This window comes from Eubacterium oxidoreducens (assembly GCF_900104415.1).
Lineage (GTDB): Bacteria > Bacillota > Clostridia > Lachnospirales > Lachnospiraceae > Eubacterium_C > Eubacterium_C oxidoreducens.
This window is the reverse complement of the sequence record NZ_FMXR01000020.1, coordinates 1-20,595: the sequence shown is the minus strand read 5'-3', so window position 1 is coordinate 20,595 and position 20,595 is coordinate 1. Positions and strand designations below refer to the sequence as shown.

Sequence of the window (20,595 nt, the reverse complement as noted above, 5' to 3'; positions counted from 1 at the left end):
CAAAACACGGATGGAACAATATGCACGGAAGCATAGAAAGAACAGAAGGTATTACATATGCAAATTAATCATAACATGTCAGCAGTAACCGCAAACAATCACCTTAAGAGAACAGAAGATGCAGTCACGGCATCGATTGAAAGACTCTCTTCAGGACTTCGCATCAATCATGCTTCCGATGATGCAGCAGGCATCGCAATTTCGAACAAAATGCATGCACAGATTAAGGCACTTGATCAGGCATCAAGAAACGCTTCCGATGGAACGAGCGTGATTGAGACAGCAGATGGTGCTCTTAATGAAGTGACTTCTATGATTCAACGAATGCGAGAGCTTGCTGTTCAGGCTGCAAATGACACGAATACGACAACGGATTTAGAGGCTATTCAGGTTGAGATTACGGCGCTGAAGGCGGAGATTGATCGTGTTTCTACGGATACAGAATTTAATACCATGACCTTGCTGGATGGAACTTTGGAACGGAGAACATATTCTTCGGATTCTTCTGTTGTGAGCAATATCACGGTAGCAGATGATGTACAGGTTGGTACTTATCAGATTGTGGTAAATGATGTCACCACAGATGGAACCACTGACGCTTCCATAACGCTTGGAGCCGGATTCAGCGATACGGCGGAGTGGACAGCATCAGGAAATTATATCACCATTACGGATGAAAATGGTTTTGAAATGAGCATGACAGTTAAAAAGGCCGGAAGTACAGCGACTTTGGAAGTGACAGACCTTGGACAGATGACACTCCAGATAGGAGCAAATGAAGGTCAGGATGTGGATGTTTCGATTCCAAGAATCGACACACAGAGTCTTCATATTGACGAGATTGATGTGACCATAGAAGAAGGAGCAGGCGAAGCAATTGCGTTATTAGATGAGGCATTGGCAAAGGTCAGTGCGACACGTTCAAAACTTGGTGCTTATGAGAATCGACTTGATTATTCGGTAAGTTCACTAGATGCATTTGAAGAAAATATGGAATCTGCAGTATCGCGAATCGAAGATGTCGATATGGCAGAAGAAATGTCGGAATATACAAAGCAAAATGTGCTCTCGCAGGCGGCAACTTCAGTGCTTTCACAGGCAAATGAAATTCCGCAACAGGTACTTCAGTTATTGCAGTAGGAGGTAGCATATGCAGGCACATGTAAAGCAGGATTTTACCAGACGGATATCGAAGGCGAATAAGACGGAGCTGGTAGAGATTATATTTGATATCTGTTTTGCCTATATGGAAGAAGCCAAAGCAGCCAAAGAGGCACAGGAACATAATGCCTTTAAGGATGCTGTGCGTGGTGCAACAAGAACCGTACAACAGCTAAAGGCCAATTTGAATTTTGAGTATCCGATTGCAGCGCAGTTATATCGGCTGTATCAATTTGCCTTAGAACGCTTGTCGGTATCGATGTATCGTTATGATTTGAGTGGAATCGAAGAGGCGAAGGTAGTACTAAGACCGATTAAGGAGGCATTTGCTGAATTGGCAAGGCAAGATAGTTCCGGGCCTATGATGCATAATACACAAAAGGTATATGCAGGGATGACGTATGGACGAAACGAACTTTCTGAGAATTTAATCGGAGATATTAATAGAGGATTTTTAGCGTGATTATAAGGGAAAAGCCGAATAAAAAGGTTTTTCCCTTTTTTTCGCGAAAAAGGTTAAGGAAAAATCTACAGTTTCCGATAAATGTAGATATAGGGCAAGTAGGCCTGCTTTTGGTGTACCTAAATAGTGTCGTTTTAGTTGATAAACTAGGAAAAAAGTGCCAAAATATAAAGTAGATACATAGGCAAAAAACGGGAGGAATCCCTGGAAATAAAGATCTCACAAGGATGCGAGGTAAAGGTTATGAGGAAGATAGTTAGTAAACGAATAATAGCAGTAGTGCTAACACTTGGAATGGTGTTTGGGATGAATGGAACAACATCGCTTGTCACGGCACAGGCAGATACGACGGATGCGACGTATACCTATGATGTTGGTGAAGACGTTGAAGAGACCATAACAATAGCAAGTGGAGGAAGCATTGCCAGCATAATTACAGCAGAGCAAAACAGTTCGACTTTGACGACGGAAGAATGGCTGACGCAAGAGATTCAGTCGATTGTTATTCCACGTGTATTAACATCAAAGTCTATTAGCTATTCGGTTCAGGTATATACCGATCTTACAGGAAACGATCCGGATAGTGGAACTGCTGCACTTGATACACTGGTAACAGGAACCTGTTCGTCCGGCGGATCAACGACCGTTGAGATAAACGGCGGAAGAGTAAAGGTTGGAGAAAAATGTGCAATTGTAGTGACACTAAGTAGTAGTGACGGTTCCACGATTAAAGTGCTGGCAAATGATACGGCCGGAGAGACGGATTGCTATTATAAGGATGGAGCAGCGGCAAGCTGGGCAGAGCTAGAGGATGCTTCCGGTGTCGATCTTGATTTTGACCAAATGGCAGTTACGACAATTGGAGTACTTTCCGATATCAGTGAAGCCACAGTAACCATTGATTCGGATGCCATGAAGAAAGCATATACCGGTGGGGATGTGAGATTGGACGCATCGGATTATACGGTTACGTTCGGAGGAAGTAATATTCCGCTTACGTCAGATGATTATACGATATCGTATTCGAATAATGTGGAAGTTGGAGACGACGCAACCATAACCTTTACGGGAAGTAATTACTTTGATAATGACACTTCGGTATCGGCAACGTATAAGATTCGATATGATTTAAGCAGTGGATTGACACTTACACCAAATTCCACGCTGACCTATACCGGCAGTGCGATTACCTTGACATCCGGAACCTATACGCTTACTTATACGAATTCCGGTTATAGTGCGACACTGACAGAGTCCGGTGGAGGCGCGGTCGGAGATTATTATCTGGAGAATTATACGAATAATATCAATGCCGGAACGAATACCGCATCTGTGGATGTTGTAGCAGAAGAGTCCTCTTCCTTGTATATGGGAACAGGAACTGTGAATTATTCGATTGCTGCGAAACCGATTAGCGAGACAACCGTAGCGGCGATTGCGGATAAGACTTGGACAGGACGTTCGATTACCGGGCTGGATGATGAGATTATTTTGACAGATGGGGGCTATACGCTGGAGCAAGGAACGGATTATACCATTATGGGATACTATAACAATATTAATCCAAGTACGAGCGGTTCCCCGGCTACGATAACAATCGCGGGTTGTAATAATTACAATGGAACCACGATAGCAACTTTTATTATTAATGATAGCGACGGAGATTTGAAAGTTGAGCTTGCAGATTCCACCGCAACTTATACCTATACGGGTCTGCCAATCAAGCCGGAGATAGTCGTTTACGCATCAAACTGGGAGACCCAGTATGGAAGCGGAGCAAGAGTAGATGTAGGCAATTCTTATTCAACGGTATACAGTAACAATGTTGATGCCGGTTCTACGGCAACAATCACGGTAACCGGATCAGATGGATCAAATTGGGAAGGACAGACAGCAACCACGAACTTTACGATTCTTAGAAAGAATCTTACAGATGCGGATACCGATGAGTCTAGCATTGAAGTTACCATCAACAGCACACATACCTATGATGGAAGTGCGCAAAATGATGTTGACCTGGATGTGACATACAGCTATACGTATTCCGATGGCAGTGGTGGTACGCATACGCAGGTAAATGAACTTGAGGAAGGAACGGATTATACCATCAGCGGATATTCCAATAATGTCAATGCCGGTACGGCAACGGTAATGATTTCCGGAACCGGAAATTATACCGGTATGTTGACAAAGACATTTACCATTCATCAAAAATCGATTTCAGATGCTACCGTATCGGTAGCAGATATTGCACAGCAGCCATTTAACCCGAATGGCTCTGTCGAAGTGAATCCGGTAATTACCGATTCTGAGACAGGTGCTACATTGGTGCAAGGTACGGACTATACGCTTAGCTTTGAGAATAATGACCAGATTGGAACAGCAACGATTACGATTACAGGTATTGGCAATTATACCGGAAGTCGTACCAAGACATTTAATATAGGTTCAAGATCCATTAACACAGGAGAGAATTCGGATATTACGGTAAGCTTTGCAAGTGGTAATTATCATGGCTATTCTGCATATTCGGCTGTGGCAGCCAATCTTCCGGCGCCAAGCGTGGTCGTAAAGGACGGCAGTGTTACCTTGACGGAGGGCGTTGACTATAGCGTCTCCTATCCAAACAATACAACGGTAGGAACAAAGCACGTGTTAATTACCGGTATGGGTAATTATATCAATCAGGATGAAAGCTTAGAATATGAAATACTGTATAATCTTGACGAAGTTAAGAATGCAGCTACTTATGCCATGTACGATCTTACTTACACAGGAGAAGATCTTATTGATGAAGTAGATGGTGAGATTGTGATTGAAGAGCAAGATGAAAGTGGAAATACCGTCACAACCAGATTGACCAAGGATGTGGACTATACACTTGAAGTTTATCCAAGTAACACATCGAATACGCAGTTATCTTCGATTACAGAGGCAGGTACTTATTATGTGAAGGTAATTCCGACCAGTACCAGTAAGTATTTCCTAAACCTTTATACGACTAAGAGACATCCGCTTACAGTAAGTCAGATTTCTTTAAATGATTATACGCCGACGGCATATGTGACAAATACCTACACCGGAATGGAGATTCCATTTGAAGATCTTGATTACAGTTTGATATTTAGAGACAGTAGTCAAAATGAAATCGATCTTGTAGAGGGCGAAGACTATACCGTGGCAGGTGTGTATGCAGATGCACAAGGAACTATTGCAGCTACTGTAAAGAATGCGGTGGATTCGGATGGTAATAGCGTAACCTATTATCTAAAAGTGGTGGGTACGAATAATGTCCTTGGAATCGTTTATGTGCCATTTACGATAAACAAGAAAAATATTGGTTCCGCGTCGATTACGGTAATGAGTATCAATACGGTATTATATGAAGATACCAAGACGACGTTCTATCCGGATACCGATCCGGTGGTAAAGGATACGTTATCAGATGGAAGTGTTGTGATTCTAGAAGAAGGAAGCAATACCGAGGTCAAGGATTATACAACGGCATATGCCAATATCAATAAGGTTGGAATCGCGAAAATCACCTTTACAGGAACCGGTAATTATACCGGCACCAGAATTGCTTATTACAGAATCAGCTACGATATTAAGCTAGGAGCAATCTATATTAAGGGTGATCCGATTGAAGATCCGGGTGATGGCTCTCATTATTGGAGCGTCGATACGGAAGATACAGATCTCACCTATACCTATACAGGTAGTCCGGTTATGTTGGGAACGATTGATTTGGATGATCAAACCGGAGATCTGGAAGTTCGTTATGACTATGACAGCTCCAATACCGGTTCAGCAAATGATAATACATCACAACTGAATGGTCAGGAGATCACGACCGGAGAAGAAGAAATTGATGAAAACTCTGATTATCTGGTAGATTATACAGCGAATACAGATCTTGCATCACCGGGTGTGAAGGAAGTTACGATTCGAGGCGTGAATAATTTTACCGGAAGCAAGAAGATATACTACCGTGTAGTTGGTAAGCTTACCAATGCGACCGTAACTTATACTTCGCAGGTGGCATACAAGTCAACCGGAGCATATCCTACAGATGTAGAAGTCAAGGTAGGAGATGAAAGCTTAATTGAAGGAATTGATTATGAAATTACGTATCATAACAATCTGACGGTTGGTTATAATACGGCCTATATGACGATTACAGGTATTGGTAATTTTGATGGCACATTGACCAAGAAATATTCAATCGGCTATGATCTTGGTTCGACAAGCGCACCGATGACGATGTTCTCAGAGATTGCAAGTCGTGCATATAGCGGTACCGCAGTGACGGTAGATGATGTGGTGGTCACTTATGGAGACGAAGATAATTATGAGACATTGGTAGAAGATGTCAATTATACGGTTTCTTATGAAGACAACACACAAGCAGGCATTGCCAAATATGTGATTACGGCAATTATGAGCGCAGACAGCTTCTATGTGGGAACGGCTTATACAACATTTATTATCAGCCGTTCGATTACAGGAGCGCAGATTGCAGATATCGCACCGCAGGCTTATACGGGATCAGAAGTAACCCTCGATGCGGATGATTTGTCCGTGACATTTGAAGGTGACACCTTAGTACTCGGGGAAGACTTTACCTTGACTTATGAGAATAATATTGAGGTAGGAGAAGCTACGGTTACGCTAGTAGGAACAGGTGGTTATCTAGAAGAAATCAGTACGACGTTCCCGATTCGCTACGATCTGGGAGATGGTAACTTAACGGGTACGATAGCGGATGCCGAATATACCGGCGAAGAGATTGTGCCGCAGATACAGACGCTTAGTTATACGAATGGAGAGGTCATCAGCGCTGATTTGTTAAATGACAGTTCTTATGCGGATGATTATGCGATTTCATACGGAGAGAATACAGAGATAGGATTGGGGCAGATTCTGGTAACGGCAGCCGATACCTCGGATGTATTTATGGGAACCGGAGCGCTGTCGTTTACAATCACACCTAAGAATATTAACTCGTCTTTGGTATCCATAACGGCTCCGGTGCAGACCTGGGATCACGGGGCATATCTTGAGCCGGTGCCGGTTGTCAAGGATGATACTACAGTGCTGGTAGAAGGCACGGATTATTATGTGGTATATGATGAGACGGCTGAGGATTATTCTTATGCGAACAACATAGAGCCTGGAACTGCTACGATAACGATTTACGGTATGGGCAATTATACCGGAAGCAAGATGGGTACGTTTACGATACAAGACAGTAGCGGAGATTTGGCAGCAGAATTTGTTGATGAATTTGAAGATGGAACAACGCCGTCTTATGAATATGCGGGAGATCCGATAGAGCCGCAGCTTAATATCTATGCTAATAGTTTTGCAAAATCCGGAATCGAAGTTGAGGAAGGAACGGATTATGAAATTACATACAGTGATAATCTGAATGTAGGAACTGCAACGATTCATATTACCGGTCTGGGAGAATATGAAGGTCAAATCATTGATCTCACATTTGAAATTACGCAGCTTGATATCTCCAAGGCAACCATTAGCGGAGTGGATGATCAGATCTATACCGAACAGGCGGTAACGCCGGATCATATCGTGATATCTGTTGGAAGCACAGTGCTTGTGGAAGATGAAGACTATACGTTGCATTACGGCGGCAATAATGTAGACGTCGATAAGGACGCTGCCTGGGTTAAAATTCAGGCACTGGATGATAGAAATGTAACCGGACAGACAACCGAGTACTATTCGATTGGATATGATATTTCCGAGATTAGTGTGACGATTGCAGCAGGACAAGAAACCTATACTTACGATCGCACAGCCCATGAGCCGCAAGTAGTTGTAGTTGGTGGAGCGATTGCTGGAGGTGTAACGTTAGAAGAAGGTGTTGATTATGAAGTTACCTATGAAAATAACGTTGATGCCGGAGGCTATAGTGGAGATACGGATACCGATACGCTCCCGACGATCGTTGTAACCGGTACCGGAACCGGAAAGTGTTATGTAGGTAGCAAAGAAGTGACATTTACAATTAACCCGGCGCAGCTAAAAGACGTTACAACACAAAGAATCGCCAATCAGGAATATACCGGTTCGCCTCTTGAGCCGGGGCTTATGATGAGCTACGCAGGAGAAGCACTTGTAGAGGGAATAGATTATACGCTTACCTATGCAGAGGATCATACCAATGTTGGAACCGTACTGGTAACAGCTACCGGTACCGGTAATTTCACCGGAACGTATAAAACCAATTATACAATTGAACCGCGTTCTCTTACGAATGAAGAAATCAGCGCGCAGCTTAAGGATGCACAGAAGGCACAGGTAGAGTATAAAGGCTCTGCGTATAAGCCGTCAGTAGTTGTAACGGATGCGTTAAACTTGATAAACGGTGAGCCGGATACGCTGGAAAAAGGTATCGATTATACGGTAAAATACAGTAATAATGTCAATGCCGGACAGGCAACCATCACCATCACGGGAATGGGGTCTTATACGGATAGCATTACGCTAAACTTTGATATCTACGGATCACTGATTGATGATGCAACCTATACCTATGAGGAAGAATATGCATATACCGGTTCGGCAATAGAACCGAATCTGGTTGTGGAATGCGCAGGTAATATACTCGTAAAGGATCAGGATTATACGGTGACTTACACAAATAATGTCAATGTCGGAACCGCGACTATGACGATTGAAGCCGTAAATGGTTCACATTATTGGTATAACGTGACGAAGACATTTGAAATTAAAAACAGTATTTCCGGAATCTATGTAGATCCTAATTCTTATGCGCCATCTTATGTTTATACAGGAAGCGCAATTACGCCGGATGTGGAAGTGTATACGGATTCCGGCATGACGACGCAGCTTGTTAAGAATACGGACTATACGGTGACTTATGAGGATAATGTATCGGTATCCGCAAGCAGCGATAAGCGAGGCAAGATTATCATCAAGGGTACAGGTAGTTATACCGGAGTAAAGACGATACGCTTTTACATTACGCAAAGAAGTGTTAATACACTGACGTTCTCCGATGTGTCCGACGCGATTTATAACGGAAAGGCGAAGACGCCGACCGTAACTGTAAGCAATGGAACCAATAAGCTAAAGAACGGAACCGATTATGTCGTATCTTACCAAAACAACACAAAGTGCGGTACGGCAATCGTAACAGTAAAAGGAAGCGGTAATTATACCGGAAGTAATATACTTAGATTCCAGATTACACCGGATACGGTCAAAAACGTGAAAGTTAAGTCGACAACGTCTTCTACAATGACGCTAAGCTGGTCCAAAGTAACCGGTGCAAGCGGCTATGAGGTGTGGACATCGGATAACAAGACAAAGCTTGGAACGGTAAGTGCGAAGACGACGTTAAAGCTTACGAATCTAAAAGCCAAGAAGTATTATAAAGTAACGGTTCGCGCATATGTTCTGCAAAACGGAGTAAAATCATATGGTGCTTCATCTACGGAAGTGGCTGCGACAACGTTGCCAAAGACACCGACTCTTAGCGTAGCGACATCGACCTCGAAGGGAAAGGTTACACTGAAATGGTCGAAGGTTTCTTGCAAGGGTTATGTGATATATGTAGCTTCCAAGAAAAAGGGTACCTACAAAAAATTAAAAACAATTTCAAAATCCGGGGTATTAAGTTATACTGATACTAAGGGGACATCCGGCAAGAAGAGATATTACAAGATTCGTGCATATGCCAAGGTAAATGGCAAGACGGTTTATAGTAGTTACTCTTCTGTCAGGACAGTAAAAGTAAAGTAGATTTAGCACTATGGAAGAAAAGTACAAAATCGGTCAGTATGAATTTGATACTTATGAGGAATATTTAGATGGATTGGATGATGTCAAGAAGATCAAAGGCATCATCCATGAAGTCGATATTTATGATGAAGATGCATCCTTGCGTCTTTATAAGCTGCTTAGAAGCAACAAGATTACATTTAAAACGAAGGTTGGCAACGGCTTTTTTGTTTATGTGTCAGATATTGTAGCGAATCATTCGCATGAACTTTCTTTGACACAATATACACAGCGACTGGAAAATCCACAAAACAGTAAGGGCCGGGTGATTGCAGGCGTGCTGCTGATTATAATTGCGGCGGTATGTGCAATTACATTTGCCATACAAAAACATAGAAGTGATGTCAATACACAGAATTTGACGAATCTTCAAGAAGAACATGAAACTGCGGTCAGCAAATACGCAGAAAGTTACGTATCGCCTTTTGCAACAGAAGAAGAGACGACGACGGAAGAAGAAACCACACAAGAGACGACGGATGAGCCGCAACAGACCCAAGAAGAGATTGACCCATCGACACTTACGATACTTCCGGAGTTTGAGAGTATTTATGAGCAAAATAACGATTTGATAGGATGGCTTGAGATTGACGGAACACAGATTAATTACCCGGTTATGCAGATTGTGGGAGACAATTCTTACTATCTCAAGCATAGTTTTGAAAAGACAAAAGACAATAACGGTTCGTTATTCTTAGATGGACGAAATGATTTTGTAAATCGAGATACGAATCTTATTATATATGGGCATAATATGCGAAGTGGAGCCATGTTTGGAACACTGAAGAATTATCTTGAGGAATCTTTTTATAAAGAACATAAAGAAATTACATTTGATACGATTTATGAAAAGCAAACCTATAAGGTGGTTGGCGTTGGACTTTCTGAAGTGTCTTATCAGGATGATTCGGGATTTCGGTATTATGATTTTATCAATGCACAAGATGAAGCAGACTTTAATAAGATTGTGAAGAAGTTAAATAAGCTTTCAGTTTATGGAGATTTAGACATTTCATATGGTGATCAGCTTATTACGCTGTCAACATGCAACAGCTATGTGGAGGACGGCAGGTTATTTGTGATTGCCAAGAGGGAGTGAACGAAAGATGAAACAAAGAAAGAAAATTATAGCATGGGTTTTGGCTTTTGCCATGGTCGTTGCAGTCGCGGCGCCGGCTTCCCAGGCAATTGTTGCAAAGGGCAGCAGTGTAACGGCTGATGAGACGGAACAAGAATTTGTCATAACGGATGGTGTATTAACGGCCTATAATGGAACCGGGGGAGCAGTATCCATTCCGTCCGGTGTTACGAAAGTGGCGGCATCTGCATTTTCGGGGAATCCATCGATTACAAGCGTATCATTTGCATCCTCGGTGAAGACGATTGCAGCGGGTGCATTTTCGAATTGTACCAATCTGTCATCGGTTAGCATTCCGTCTACGATTACATCGGTTGGAAGCAGTGCATTTGCAGGATGTAGTTCCTTGTCATCGGTAAGCTACAGTTCATCGAGCTTTCCGGCATCGGTCTTCTCGGGGTGTACTTCCTTGTCGAGCTTTACAGTTCCATCCGGAGCAGGCTCGATTCCATCGGGAGCATTTGCAAATTGTTCGAACTTAACATCCGTTAATCTCGGATCGGTTTCTTCAATTGACTTTAGCGCATTTTCCGGATGTACGAATCTGACATCCATCAGTGTATCGGGAAGTTATTCTTCCTCAGATGGTTGCGTGTATTCCGGCAATAAGCTGCTTTACGTACCGCGAGGAAAGACGAGCGTATCTATAAAGTCGGGAACAACGACGATTGCGTCGGGCGCATTTACAGGATGTACCATGACATCGCTTAAGATTCCAAGCAGTGTCAAGACGATTGAGTCAGGTGCTTTTTCAAGCAGTAGCATCGGAACTGTGACAATTCCTTCTTCCGTAACATCAATCGGTGCGCAGTCCGGTTGGGAAGTCAACCTTATCCGGGGAAAATCAAAAAGTGCAGCAAATAAATACGCGAACAATAATAATATTCCATTTGAAGCAATCGATTCTTCGTCAGATGAGGAGGATTCTTCCTCGGATGAGGAGGAAAGCGAAAGCTCAGGTTCTTCTTCCGGTAGTTCCGGAAGTTCAGCAAGTACATCGGGAAGTTTAGATCCGTCATCACCGAATTATTATGGTGTAGAAGTGATTTCGGGAATTGATGATACGATCGAAACCAAGACAATACAAGTAGCAGACGATCAGGAACCGTTTACAAGAAAAGAAATGAAACAGTATATCCGCTGGAACAAGAATTACAACATCAGTTTTGAAACAGAGGATGGAATTATGGTGAAGTTTGCCAAGGGTTCTATGTCTTTGGTGGATGATGTTGATGAATACGATATGCGTGTGAATCTTATCTTGAAATACAAAAAGCGTACCGTCGATGCACAGGAGATGAATTCCAAGAATTTTGCGTTTGAGTTGGATTATTATTATGAAGGAGAACTTCCGGCTACCGCTTATGTCTATGTTCCGATTGGAACCAAATATGCGGGTGAGACGCTTTACTATTATATGTGCGAGGACGATCAGCTTGAGAATATTTCTTATGGAACGGTCTCGGAAGATGGTTATCTTGTTGTCAGCCAAAACCATTGTTCTAATTATGTAGGGCTTAGTGAAGGAATCCATGTAAAGGATGGAACACCTACAACTGCAGATGGTTTTGATATTCGTTATTTACTGATAATTGCGGTTGCAGCAGTAGGCGGATATTTGTTGATAATTCGAAGAAATGGTAAAAGTGCATAAGGGTATAGTAGAAATATACCTAAAAAAATCTGTTTAAACTGCACAAAAACTGTCGATTTTGTCATAGAATTAAAAAAATAAAAGGACTATAATAATGGTTATCACGAAGGCGTGGTAGCCATTATTTTTTTGATTGGAGCATAACCATTACAGAAGTAATTCGGCAAGAAGACGCACTCGTGTTTTGTTTTATGCAAGGAGGTGAGAAATACGGAGGAACTGATTTCGGATTTGACAGAGCAGCTTAACTGTGGAACAGCGTTTACAATCCCGTTGTTTGGAGGGCTTGAAATATCAGAATCCGTTGTGGTCACATGGGGAATCATGGCCTTTTGGATTATATTTTCCATATGTATAACACGTAATCTAAGGGTGCATAATCCGTCGAAACGGCAGATTATATTAGAAGCATGTTTCTTGAAAATTCAAGGTATGTTCGATGAAATTGTTGGGAAGAACGGTAGGCGTTACATTCCGTATCTGATGGCAGTTATGCTGTACATTGGAACAGCCAACATATTGGGAATATTTGGATTTAAACCACCAACGAAGGATCTTAGCGTTACGATTGCATTGGCAGTGATGAGTATTGTACTTGTTGAGTATTCTGGAATTCACAAGAAAGGTGTGAAAGGATGGCTCAAAGGATTTACCGAGCCGGTTGCGATCATTACGCCAATTAATATAATCGAATTGTTTATACGACCGTTTTCGCTATGTTTGCGATTGTTTGGTAATGTCATCGGAGCATTTGTAATTATGGAACTGATTAAAGCAGTCGTTCCGATTGCAGTACCGGTAGCGGCAAGTTTATATTTTGATATTTTTGACGGCTTTATACAAGCATACGTGTTTGTATTTTTAACTTCTCTATATATTAGAGAAATGGTAGTAGATGAATAGAAAAAGGAGAGATTAATTATGTCATTAGTAGCATTAGGAGCTGGAATTGCAGCACTTACAGGAATTGGAGCAGGAGTAGGAATTGGAATTGCAACATCGAAAGCGGTAGAAGCGATTGCACGTCAGCCGGAAGCAGAAAGCAAGATTTCCAAGAACTTGATTTTAGGTTGTGCACTTGCGGAGGCAACAGCCATCTATGGACTCGTAGTCGCAATTATGATTATGTTCTTTGTACAGTAATCATCTCATCATAGCAAGGAAAGGAGGGTGACATACGATGCTTCGTATAGATGCCAATATCATATGGACAATCGTGAACCTGATAATTTTTTTCCTTCTGATTCGTATCTTTTTGTTTAAACCGATTATGAAAGTCATCAAAGAACGTGAAGAACTCATACAAGGACAGTTTGATGAAGCACAAAAAGCCCAGACACAGGCGGATGCGTTAAAGATGCAGTATGAGGATGCGTTGCATGATGCGAAAGAAGAGTCCGCACAGATCATTGAAAGTGCCAGAGTCAGAGCAAAAGCACAATCTGAGGAGATTGTGGCAAATGCACATGAGCAGGCGGATAAAATGATGAAACAGACACAGGCAGATGTCGAACGGCGCAAAGAGCAGGCGCTTAGCGAGGTGGAAGGACAGATTGCATCCTTAGCGGTTACGGCTGCAATGAAAATTATGACAGAAGCAACCGGCGAACAGACGGATGAGGAGATATATCAGAAATATTTGAATAAAGTAGGTGAAATCAGTGACACAAGCAGTAATTAATTATGCTACAGTCCTGTTTGAAGCCAAAACGCCAATCGAAGAGATCAAACAAGCGCATAAATTGTGCGAAGATTATGAGCAGGTAAAAAAGATTTTATCGTCACCGGCGGTACATTTTGAAGAGAAGAAACGTCTCGTGGAGAAGTTGTTTCCAGAGAGTGCACGCGCACTTATGGCAACTTTGTGCAAGAATGGATCGCTAGCGTTATTACCGGAGATTGTCTCGGCTTATCAAAGTCTTATTTTCAAACAAGACGATGTACTAGAGGCGACTTTTTATTACGTAACGAAACCGACGCAAGAAAGAATCGATGAACTAAAAGATAATCTTTGCAAGAAGTATCACAAGACGGATGTCAGTTTTACATTTATACAGGAACCGGAATTGGTTGGAGGATTTATGATTCGAATTGGCAATCGGGAATATGATTATTCACTAAGCCGCCAGATCACTAAGATGAGGCAGGTATTAAATAGGACGGAGGTGAAGTAATTGGCTGCAATTAAAGCGGAAGAAGTTCTTGCATTACTAAAGCAGGAAATTGAAAGCTATGAATTCGAGGCTCATACGCAGGAGACAGGAAGTGTCATCTGGGTAGGAGATGGAATTGCAACTATTTACGGACTAGATGAGGTCATGTACGGCGAAATCGTGGTATTTGAAAACGGTGTCAAAGGCATGGTACAAGATCTTAAGAGAAATTCTGTCGGATGTCTCTTGTTCGGAAGAGATACCGGCATTAAAGAGGGAACGAAAGTTACCCGTACAAAGAAAAAAGCAGGAATTCCGGTAGGGCAGGATTATATCGGAAGAGTTATCAATGCCCTTGGTGAGCCGATTGATGGAAAAGGCGACATCAAGGAAGAAGGATATCGTCCGATTGAACATGAGGCGCCGGGAATTGTGGAGAGAAAGTCAGTTTCGGTACCGCTTGAGACAGGAATCTTATCCATTGATTCGATGTTTCCAATCGGAAGAGGACAACGAGAACTGATTATCGGAGATCGTCAGACCGGAAAGACATCGATTGCTACGGATACCATTATCAACCAGAAAGGAAAGGATGTTATCTGTATTTATGTAGCAATTGGTCAGAAAGCATCGACGATTGCAAAGGTGTTAGCAACACTTACAAAGCATGATGCTATGGAATACACGACGATAGTAGCAGCAACGGCATCCGATCCGGCTCCGCTTCAGTATATTGTGCCGTATTCGGCAACAGCGCTCGCAGAGCATTTTATGGAGCAGGGAAAGGATGTGCTGGTAATCTATGATGATTTGTCCAAGCATGCCGTTGCATATCGTGCATTGTCTCTTTTGCTTGAGCGTTCTCCGGGACGTGAGGCTTATCCGGGTGATGTCTTTTATTTGCATTCAAGGTTGTTAGAGCGTTCTGCACGTTTGTCAGATGAAAAAGGAGGAGGATCCATATCCGCACTTCCGATTATTGAGACGCAGGCAGGTGATGTGTCAGCATATATTCCGACAAATGTAATCTCAATTACAGACGGACAGATTTTCCTAGAGACAAATCTGTTCAATTCCGGAATGAGACCGGCGGTCAATGTAGGTCTTTCGGTATCACGTGTAGGAGGAGCAGCGCAGACCAAAGCCATGAAAAAAGCAGCCGGTTCACTGCGAATTGATCTTGCTCAATATCGTGAGATGGAAGTATTTACGCAGTTTAGTTCAGACCTTGATGAGGCGACCAAGCAGCAATTGGCTTACGGAGCAGGTCTTATGGAGCTTCTTAAGCAGCCGCTATGTAAGCCTTTGTCAATGCCAGAGCAGGTAATTACCCTTTGGGCTGCAACGCATAAAGCGTTTTTGGAGTATCCGGTAGCGGAAATTAAGAAAAAGCAGTCGGAGATGCTGCAGTATTTTGCAGACGTTCATCCGGAAATAGAACAAGAACTTGAACAGACGAAAGAGCTTTCCGATGAACTATCCGATCAGATTCTCGCAATCGTGAAAGAATTTAAAAACAGGTGATAGCATATGGCAGGATCAAAAGAAATCCAAAATAGAATGAGAAGCATTCGGGATACGATGAAAATCACGAATGCAATGTATATGATTTCATCTTCAAAAATGAAGAAAGCCAAGGCTGCGCTTGAAAGAACAGAGCCGTTTTTTGTGGAACAGCAAAATGCAGTGGCGTCTATTCTAGAAGACATTCCACAGCTTGATAGTGTATTTTTTACCAGAGGAGCGGGAATCGAAGCTAAGGAGCTTCGTCGGGCGTATATTGTTGTTACCGCAGATAAGGGGCTTGCCGGAGCATATAATCATAATGTGCTTAAGATGACAGAAAAGCTGTTGCTGCAGGGCGAGAAAAACAAGCTTTATGTAGTAGGAGAAACCGGGCGGCAGTATTTTGCAAGACGTGGGATTGATATGGATGCGACGTTCAATTATACCGTTCAAAGTCCGACGCTGCATCGTTCTCGTATTATTGCCGATAAGGTGATGGAAGACTTTAACCTGAATCTTGTCGATGAATTTTACATTGTCTATACCAAAATGATAAATGCATTTAAGATGGAACCGCAGATGTGGAAACTTCTTCCGCTGGTTCGAACAGATTTTGAGCTGGAGGAAGACAGTGCTTATGAAGAGACATTTGAATATCATCCATCGGTAGATGCCGTACTTGAACATCTTGTTCCGGATATCATAAGCGGTTATATCTACGGTGCATTGGTTGAGTCGTATGCTTGCGAGCAAAATTCACGAATGATAGCTATGCAGTCGGCAACGGACAGCGCGCATGAAATGCTTCACGAGCTTGAGATGGAATATAATCGCAGCCGACAGGCCGCAATCACACAGGAGATTACGGAAGTCATTGCCGGTGCGAAATCACAGAAAAATAAAAATAGTTAGAGAGGAGACAAGTTAATTGAATACAGGAAAAATTGTGCAGGTTATGGGACCTGTTGTAGACGTAGAGTTTGCAGATCATGATCTTCCGGCAATTAAGGATGCTCTCACGCTTATCAATGACGGAAAAAAGTGCGTGATGGAAGTAGCACAGCATATCGGGAATGATACCGTGCGCTGTATCTTACTTGCATCAAGCGAAGGTTTATATAAGGGAATGGAAGTTACCGCAACCGGAAGCGGGATTGAAGTGCCGGTTGGCGAACAGACACTCGGTCGACTTTTCAATGTTTTGGGCGAAACCATTGATGGAAAAGAAGCCATAAAGGATGCCGATTTGTGGAAAATCCATCGTGAGGCGCCATCTTTTGAGGAACAAAGTCCGGTTGTAGAGGTGCTTGAGACAGGAATCAAAGTGATTGACCTTCTCGCCCCTTATGCAAAAGGCGGTAAGATTGGTCTGTTTGGTGGCGCCGGTGTTGGTAAGACGGTTCTGATTCAGGAACTGATTCGAAACATTGCTACAGAGCATGGTGGCTATTCGATCTTTACCGGTGTTGGAGAGCGTTCGCGAGAGGGTAATGATCTATGGACCGAGATGAGCGAGTCTGGTGTAATTGAGAAGACGGCTCTGGTATTCGGACAAATGAATGAGCCACCGGGAGCTCGTATGCGAGTGGCACAGACCGGTCTTACGATGGCGGAGTACTTTAGAGATGAGAAAAAGCAGGACGTTTTGTTGTTTATCGATAACATTTTCCGTTTTGTGCAGGCCGGATCGGAAGTATCTGCTCTTTTGGGTCGTATGCCATCAGCGGTTGGTTATCAGCCGACATTGGCAAATGAGCTAGGAGAACTTCAAGAGAGAATCGCTTCGACAAAGGAAGGTTCTGTTACATCCGTACAGGCAATCTATGTCCCTGCGGACGACCTTACAGACCCGGCGCCGGCAACAACATTTGCCCACTTAGACGCGACAACCGTACTTTCTCGTAAGATTGTAGAAAAGGGAATCTATCCGGCAGTTGATCCGCTAGAATCCAATTCGAGAATTCTTGAACCGGATGTAGTTGGCGAAGAGCATTATGAAGTTGCAAGAAAGGTACAAGAGATTCTGCAAAAGTATCGGGAGTTGCAGGACATTATTGCGATTCTTGGTATGGAAGAGCTTGCAGAGGAAGATAAGATGGTCGTGCATCGTGCGCGTAGAATTGAGCGTTATCTGTCACAGCCGTTCTTTGTTGGGGAACAGTTTACCGGTATTCCCGGCAAATACGTACCGCTTAAGGAAACGATTCGTGGTTTTAAAGCAATCATTGATGGGGAGATGGATGAATATCCGGAAAATGCATTCTTCAATGTAGGTACAATTGATGAAGTGAAGGAAAAGGCAAATGCCTTGGCAGACTAAGGAGGACCGCTTATGGAAAACTTTGATTTAAAAGTGATTGCCGCGAACAAGATTTTCTTTGACGGAGATGCGGTTTCACTTGTTCTTCCGGCAATTGACGGACAGATAGAAATTTTGGCGCATCATGAGCCGTATATTATAGCGGTGGATCCGGGCGAAGTGGTGGTCAAGGATTCTGACATGGAGAATCACGTAGGCGTATGTGGCCGTGGTTTTGCCAAGATTGGAATGGACAATCATGTAGAACTCATTGTGGATACATTAGAGAAACCGGAAGAAATTGATATTCGAAGAGCGCAAGAAGCTTTCGATCGTGCAAAGGAGCAATTGAGACAAAAGCAGAGCCAGCAGCAGTATTTTCAGTCTAAGGCTGCAATGGCGCGCGCAATGAGTCGTATTCGTGAGGCTCATAAGTATAAAAGATAGCGAAGTATCTTGAACTCTGATTTGTTTGGCGGTAAAATGTATGAAAAATTATTTAACGATATAGATTTACAGGGAGGCTGTTTTATGGCTGAGAAAATTAAACAAACCGCCGGACAAGAGCAATTAGGACAGTTCGCACCGGATTTTGCACATTTTAATGATGATGTATTATTCGGTGAGAACTGGAATAATGCAGATATCAGTGTCAAGACACGCGCGGCAATTACCGTTGTTGCACTGATTTCTTCGGGGATTACAGATGATTCTTTGAAATATCATCTGGAAAATGCCAAAAGATACGGTGTCACACAAAGGGAAATTGCAGCAATTATTACCCATATTGCATTCTACGTTGGTTGGCCAAAAGCCTGGGCGGCTTTTCATCTTGCAAAAGAGATTTGGGACTTGGACGAGGATGGTTTTGAAACGAGTGAATGCTTTGAGATTAGTGATGACGCAAACGCGACAGAAGCATACACATTTCATGCGATTTTGGAATTTGGACTTGGTGATTTTACAGATACGGAATATATCTGTAAGGTGTCAAAGGCCGAGCTTAAGCTGATTCAACAGGCAAAAGAGCAAAAGATCGCATTCGATGAGGATGATAATTGTAAGGCGTTATATGCTAGAATCCGCCAGGAGATTTATGATCAGGAAGAAGAGCGCTATCTCGACATGGTGTATGATGATGAGAGCGGTTATGATGACGAGGAAGTAGTTCCATTTGATGAAATCATCTTTTATATCTCTTTTTAGGCGAGATTTTGGCAAGGGGAGTTCACAAAATAATATTAGATATCAATAAAAGGGCGTATGAGAGAAAAGTATCCATATATTGAGAAAATGCATGAGGTTGGAGATAACAGGCCGGCAGATGCGATTTATGAACAACTAAAAAAATTAGTGATAAGTGGTGATATTGCAGTTGGCAGCCGTCTTCCATCTGAGCGTAAAATGATGGAAGTATTTAGCAGAAGTCGTTCTACAATTCGGGAAGCTTTAAGGCTTCTAGAAAAGGACGGCTATATTGAGCGCGTTTCTAGAAGCAGCGGAGCGGTGGTAAAAGAACCCGGAGTGGAAGGCGTTGTAGAGTCATTAGAATCGATCATCCAAATGAATGGTATAGACATTGCAGATGTGCTGGAGTTTCGTTTAATAACAGAAACAAGGGCAGCTGCTGCGGCGGCAGAGTATAGAAGCGAAGAAGAGTTAAGTAAAATGAAAGATATTCTTCTTGAATCAAGACTGGCCAAAGGCGATGCAGATAGATTTGCAGACTGTGATCTTCGCTTTCATTTATCCATAGCAGAAGCATCCAAGAACCGGATGTTTCAGATTATGCTGCTGGTATGTCGCCATATCATGGCATAGAGACTTTCGGTTGTTTTTGAATCGGGTGACAGAGAAGATAATAGCGACCGCTATAATTATATTATGGATACACATCAACGTATTTTAGACGCGATTGAACAGCAGGACGCGAAGGAAGCTTATCGAATTATGGAAGGGCACCTTTTGAGTGCCCAAGAAGAGCTTCTTTTATAATCTTGATATCAAAAAAGCTGCCGCATAATGCGACAGCTTTTTTTAGATTGTGCGCCTAGCGGCGCACGTTTCTAACGGGTTCAAGTCCCGAATCCGCCCGGTAGTGGGAAGGATATAGCCGAAGGCAAGGGTGTCCGCCGCGAGGTGGAATCTGAAGGAAGCTGGATGTGGGGAACACACTAACCCACGGGCAAATCTCTGGTCTGACGAACAGAAATCTCATACGAGGTTATGCATGAGGGTAAGGCTGCAATCCAAGTCGAAGCCCAATAACTACACGGAATCATGCATGATAAATGAGGCAGATGGATGGAGAGGAAGAAACGTGTGGTACCTAGGGAGGTCTGTGTGAAATGCTCTGAAAGGAGTAACCACCGTACAAGGAAACGAGGCGGT

At 42.8% G+C, this 20,595-nt stretch carries 14 protein-coding genes and 1 pseudogene; all 15 read left to right on the top strand.

Translation table 11 applies throughout. The annotated features are described in order from the left end of the window. Positions 1 to 57: 57 nt before the first annotated feature. Positions 58 to 1,140: a flagellin N-terminal helical domain-containing protein gene (locus BLS20_RS12045; RefSeq protein ID WP_090174618.1), complete on the top strand. Its 1,083-nt coding sequence runs from the start codon at positions 58 to 60 to the stop codon at positions 1,138 to 1,140. A gap of 10 nt (positions 1,141 to 1,150) precedes the next feature. Further along, positions 1,151 to 1,624: a flagellar export chaperone FliS gene (locus tag BLS20_RS12040; RefSeq protein ID WP_090174617.1), complete on the top strand. Its 474-nt coding sequence runs from the start codon at positions 1,151 to 1,153 to the stop codon at positions 1,622 to 1,624. Positions 1,625 to 1,867: 243 nt separating this feature from the next. Then, a complete protein-coding gene (locus BLS20_RS12030; RefSeq protein WP_143010268.1) occupies positions 1,868 to 9,415 on the top strand; it encodes a fibronectin type III domain-containing protein in 7,548 nt (2,515 codons plus the stop codon). A gap of 10 nt (positions 9,416 to 9,425) precedes the next feature. Next, on the top strand, positions 9,426 to 10,553 hold the full coding sequence (srtB, locus tag BLS20_RS12025; RefSeq protein ID WP_090174614.1) for a class B sortase: 1,128 nt from the start codon (positions 9,426 to 9,428) through the stop codon (positions 10,551 to 10,553). 7 nt (positions 10,554 to 10,560) lie between these two features. After that, positions 10,561 to 12,246 carry a leucine-rich repeat domain-containing protein gene (locus tag BLS20_RS12020; RefSeq protein WP_090174613.1) on the top strand — a complete coding sequence of 562 codons (1,686 nt, stop codon included), beginning with the start codon at positions 10,561 to 10,563 and terminating at the stop codon, positions 12,244 to 12,246. A gap of 201 nt (positions 12,247 to 12,447) precedes the next feature. Then, positions 12,448 to 13,149 (top strand): F0F1 ATP synthase subunit A, encoded by a 702-nt coding sequence (locus BLS20_RS12015; RefSeq protein ID WP_090174612.1) that lies wholly within the window; start codon positions 12,448 to 12,450, stop codon positions 13,147 to 13,149. Between the two features lie 18 nt (positions 13,150 to 13,167). After that, complete coding sequence (gene atpE / locus BLS20_RS12010) at positions 13,168 to 13,389, top strand: ATP synthase F0 subunit C (protein ID WP_479723614.1); 222 nt, start codon at positions 13,168 to 13,170, stop codon at positions 13,387 to 13,389. A 37-nt stretch (positions 13,390 to 13,426) separates the two neighbouring features. After that, positions 13,427 to 13,927: a F0F1 ATP synthase subunit B gene (atpF, locus tag BLS20_RS12005; protein WP_090174610.1), complete on the top strand. Its 501-nt coding sequence runs from the start codon at positions 13,427 to 13,429 to the stop codon at positions 13,925 to 13,927. Continuing rightward, positions 13,908 to 14,420, top strand: a complete 513-nt coding sequence (gene atpH / locus BLS20_RS12000) for an ATP synthase F1 subunit delta (protein ID WP_176762401.1) — start codon at positions 13,908 to 13,910, stop codon at positions 14,418 to 14,420. Before atpF ends, atpH begins: the two co-directional genes overlap by 20 nt. Beyond that, on the top strand, positions 14,421 to 15,923 hold the full coding sequence (atpA, locus tag BLS20_RS11995; RefSeq protein WP_090174608.1) for a F0F1 ATP synthase subunit alpha: 1,503 nt from the start codon (positions 14,421 to 14,423) through the stop codon (positions 15,921 to 15,923). It begins immediately after the preceding gene. A gap of 6 nt (positions 15,924 to 15,929) precedes the next feature. Continuing rightward, positions 15,930 to 16,817, top strand: coding sequence for an ATP synthase F1 subunit gamma (gene atpG / locus BLS20_RS11990; protein WP_090174607.1), 888 nt, complete (start codon positions 15,930 to 15,932; stop codon positions 16,815 to 16,817). Between the two features lie 16 nt (positions 16,818 to 16,833). Continuing rightward, entirely contained in the window at positions 16,834 to 18,225 is a 1,392-nt protein-coding gene (gene atpD, locus BLS20_RS11985; RefSeq protein ID WP_090174606.1) for a F0F1 ATP synthase subunit beta, read from the top strand. 12 nt (positions 18,226 to 18,237) lie between these two features. Then, the gene (gene atpC, locus BLS20_RS11980) at positions 18,238 to 18,651 is read left to right on the top strand and encodes an ATP synthase F1 subunit epsilon (protein WP_090174605.1); all 414 of its coding nucleotides are present in this window, start codon (positions 18,238 to 18,240) and stop codon (positions 18,649 to 18,651) included. Between the two features lie 84 nt (positions 18,652 to 18,735). After that, the gene (locus BLS20_RS11975) at positions 18,736 to 19,410 is read left to right on the top strand and encodes a carboxymuconolactone decarboxylase family protein (protein ID WP_090174604.1); all 675 of its coding nucleotides are present in this window, start codon (positions 18,736 to 18,738) and stop codon (positions 19,408 to 19,410) included. Positions 19,411 to 19,467: 57 nt separating this feature from the next. After that, a pseudogene (locus tag BLS20_RS11970) lies at positions 19,468 to 20,199 on the top strand (FadR/GntR family transcriptional regulator). Positions 20,200 to 20,595 lie beyond the last annotated feature (396 nt).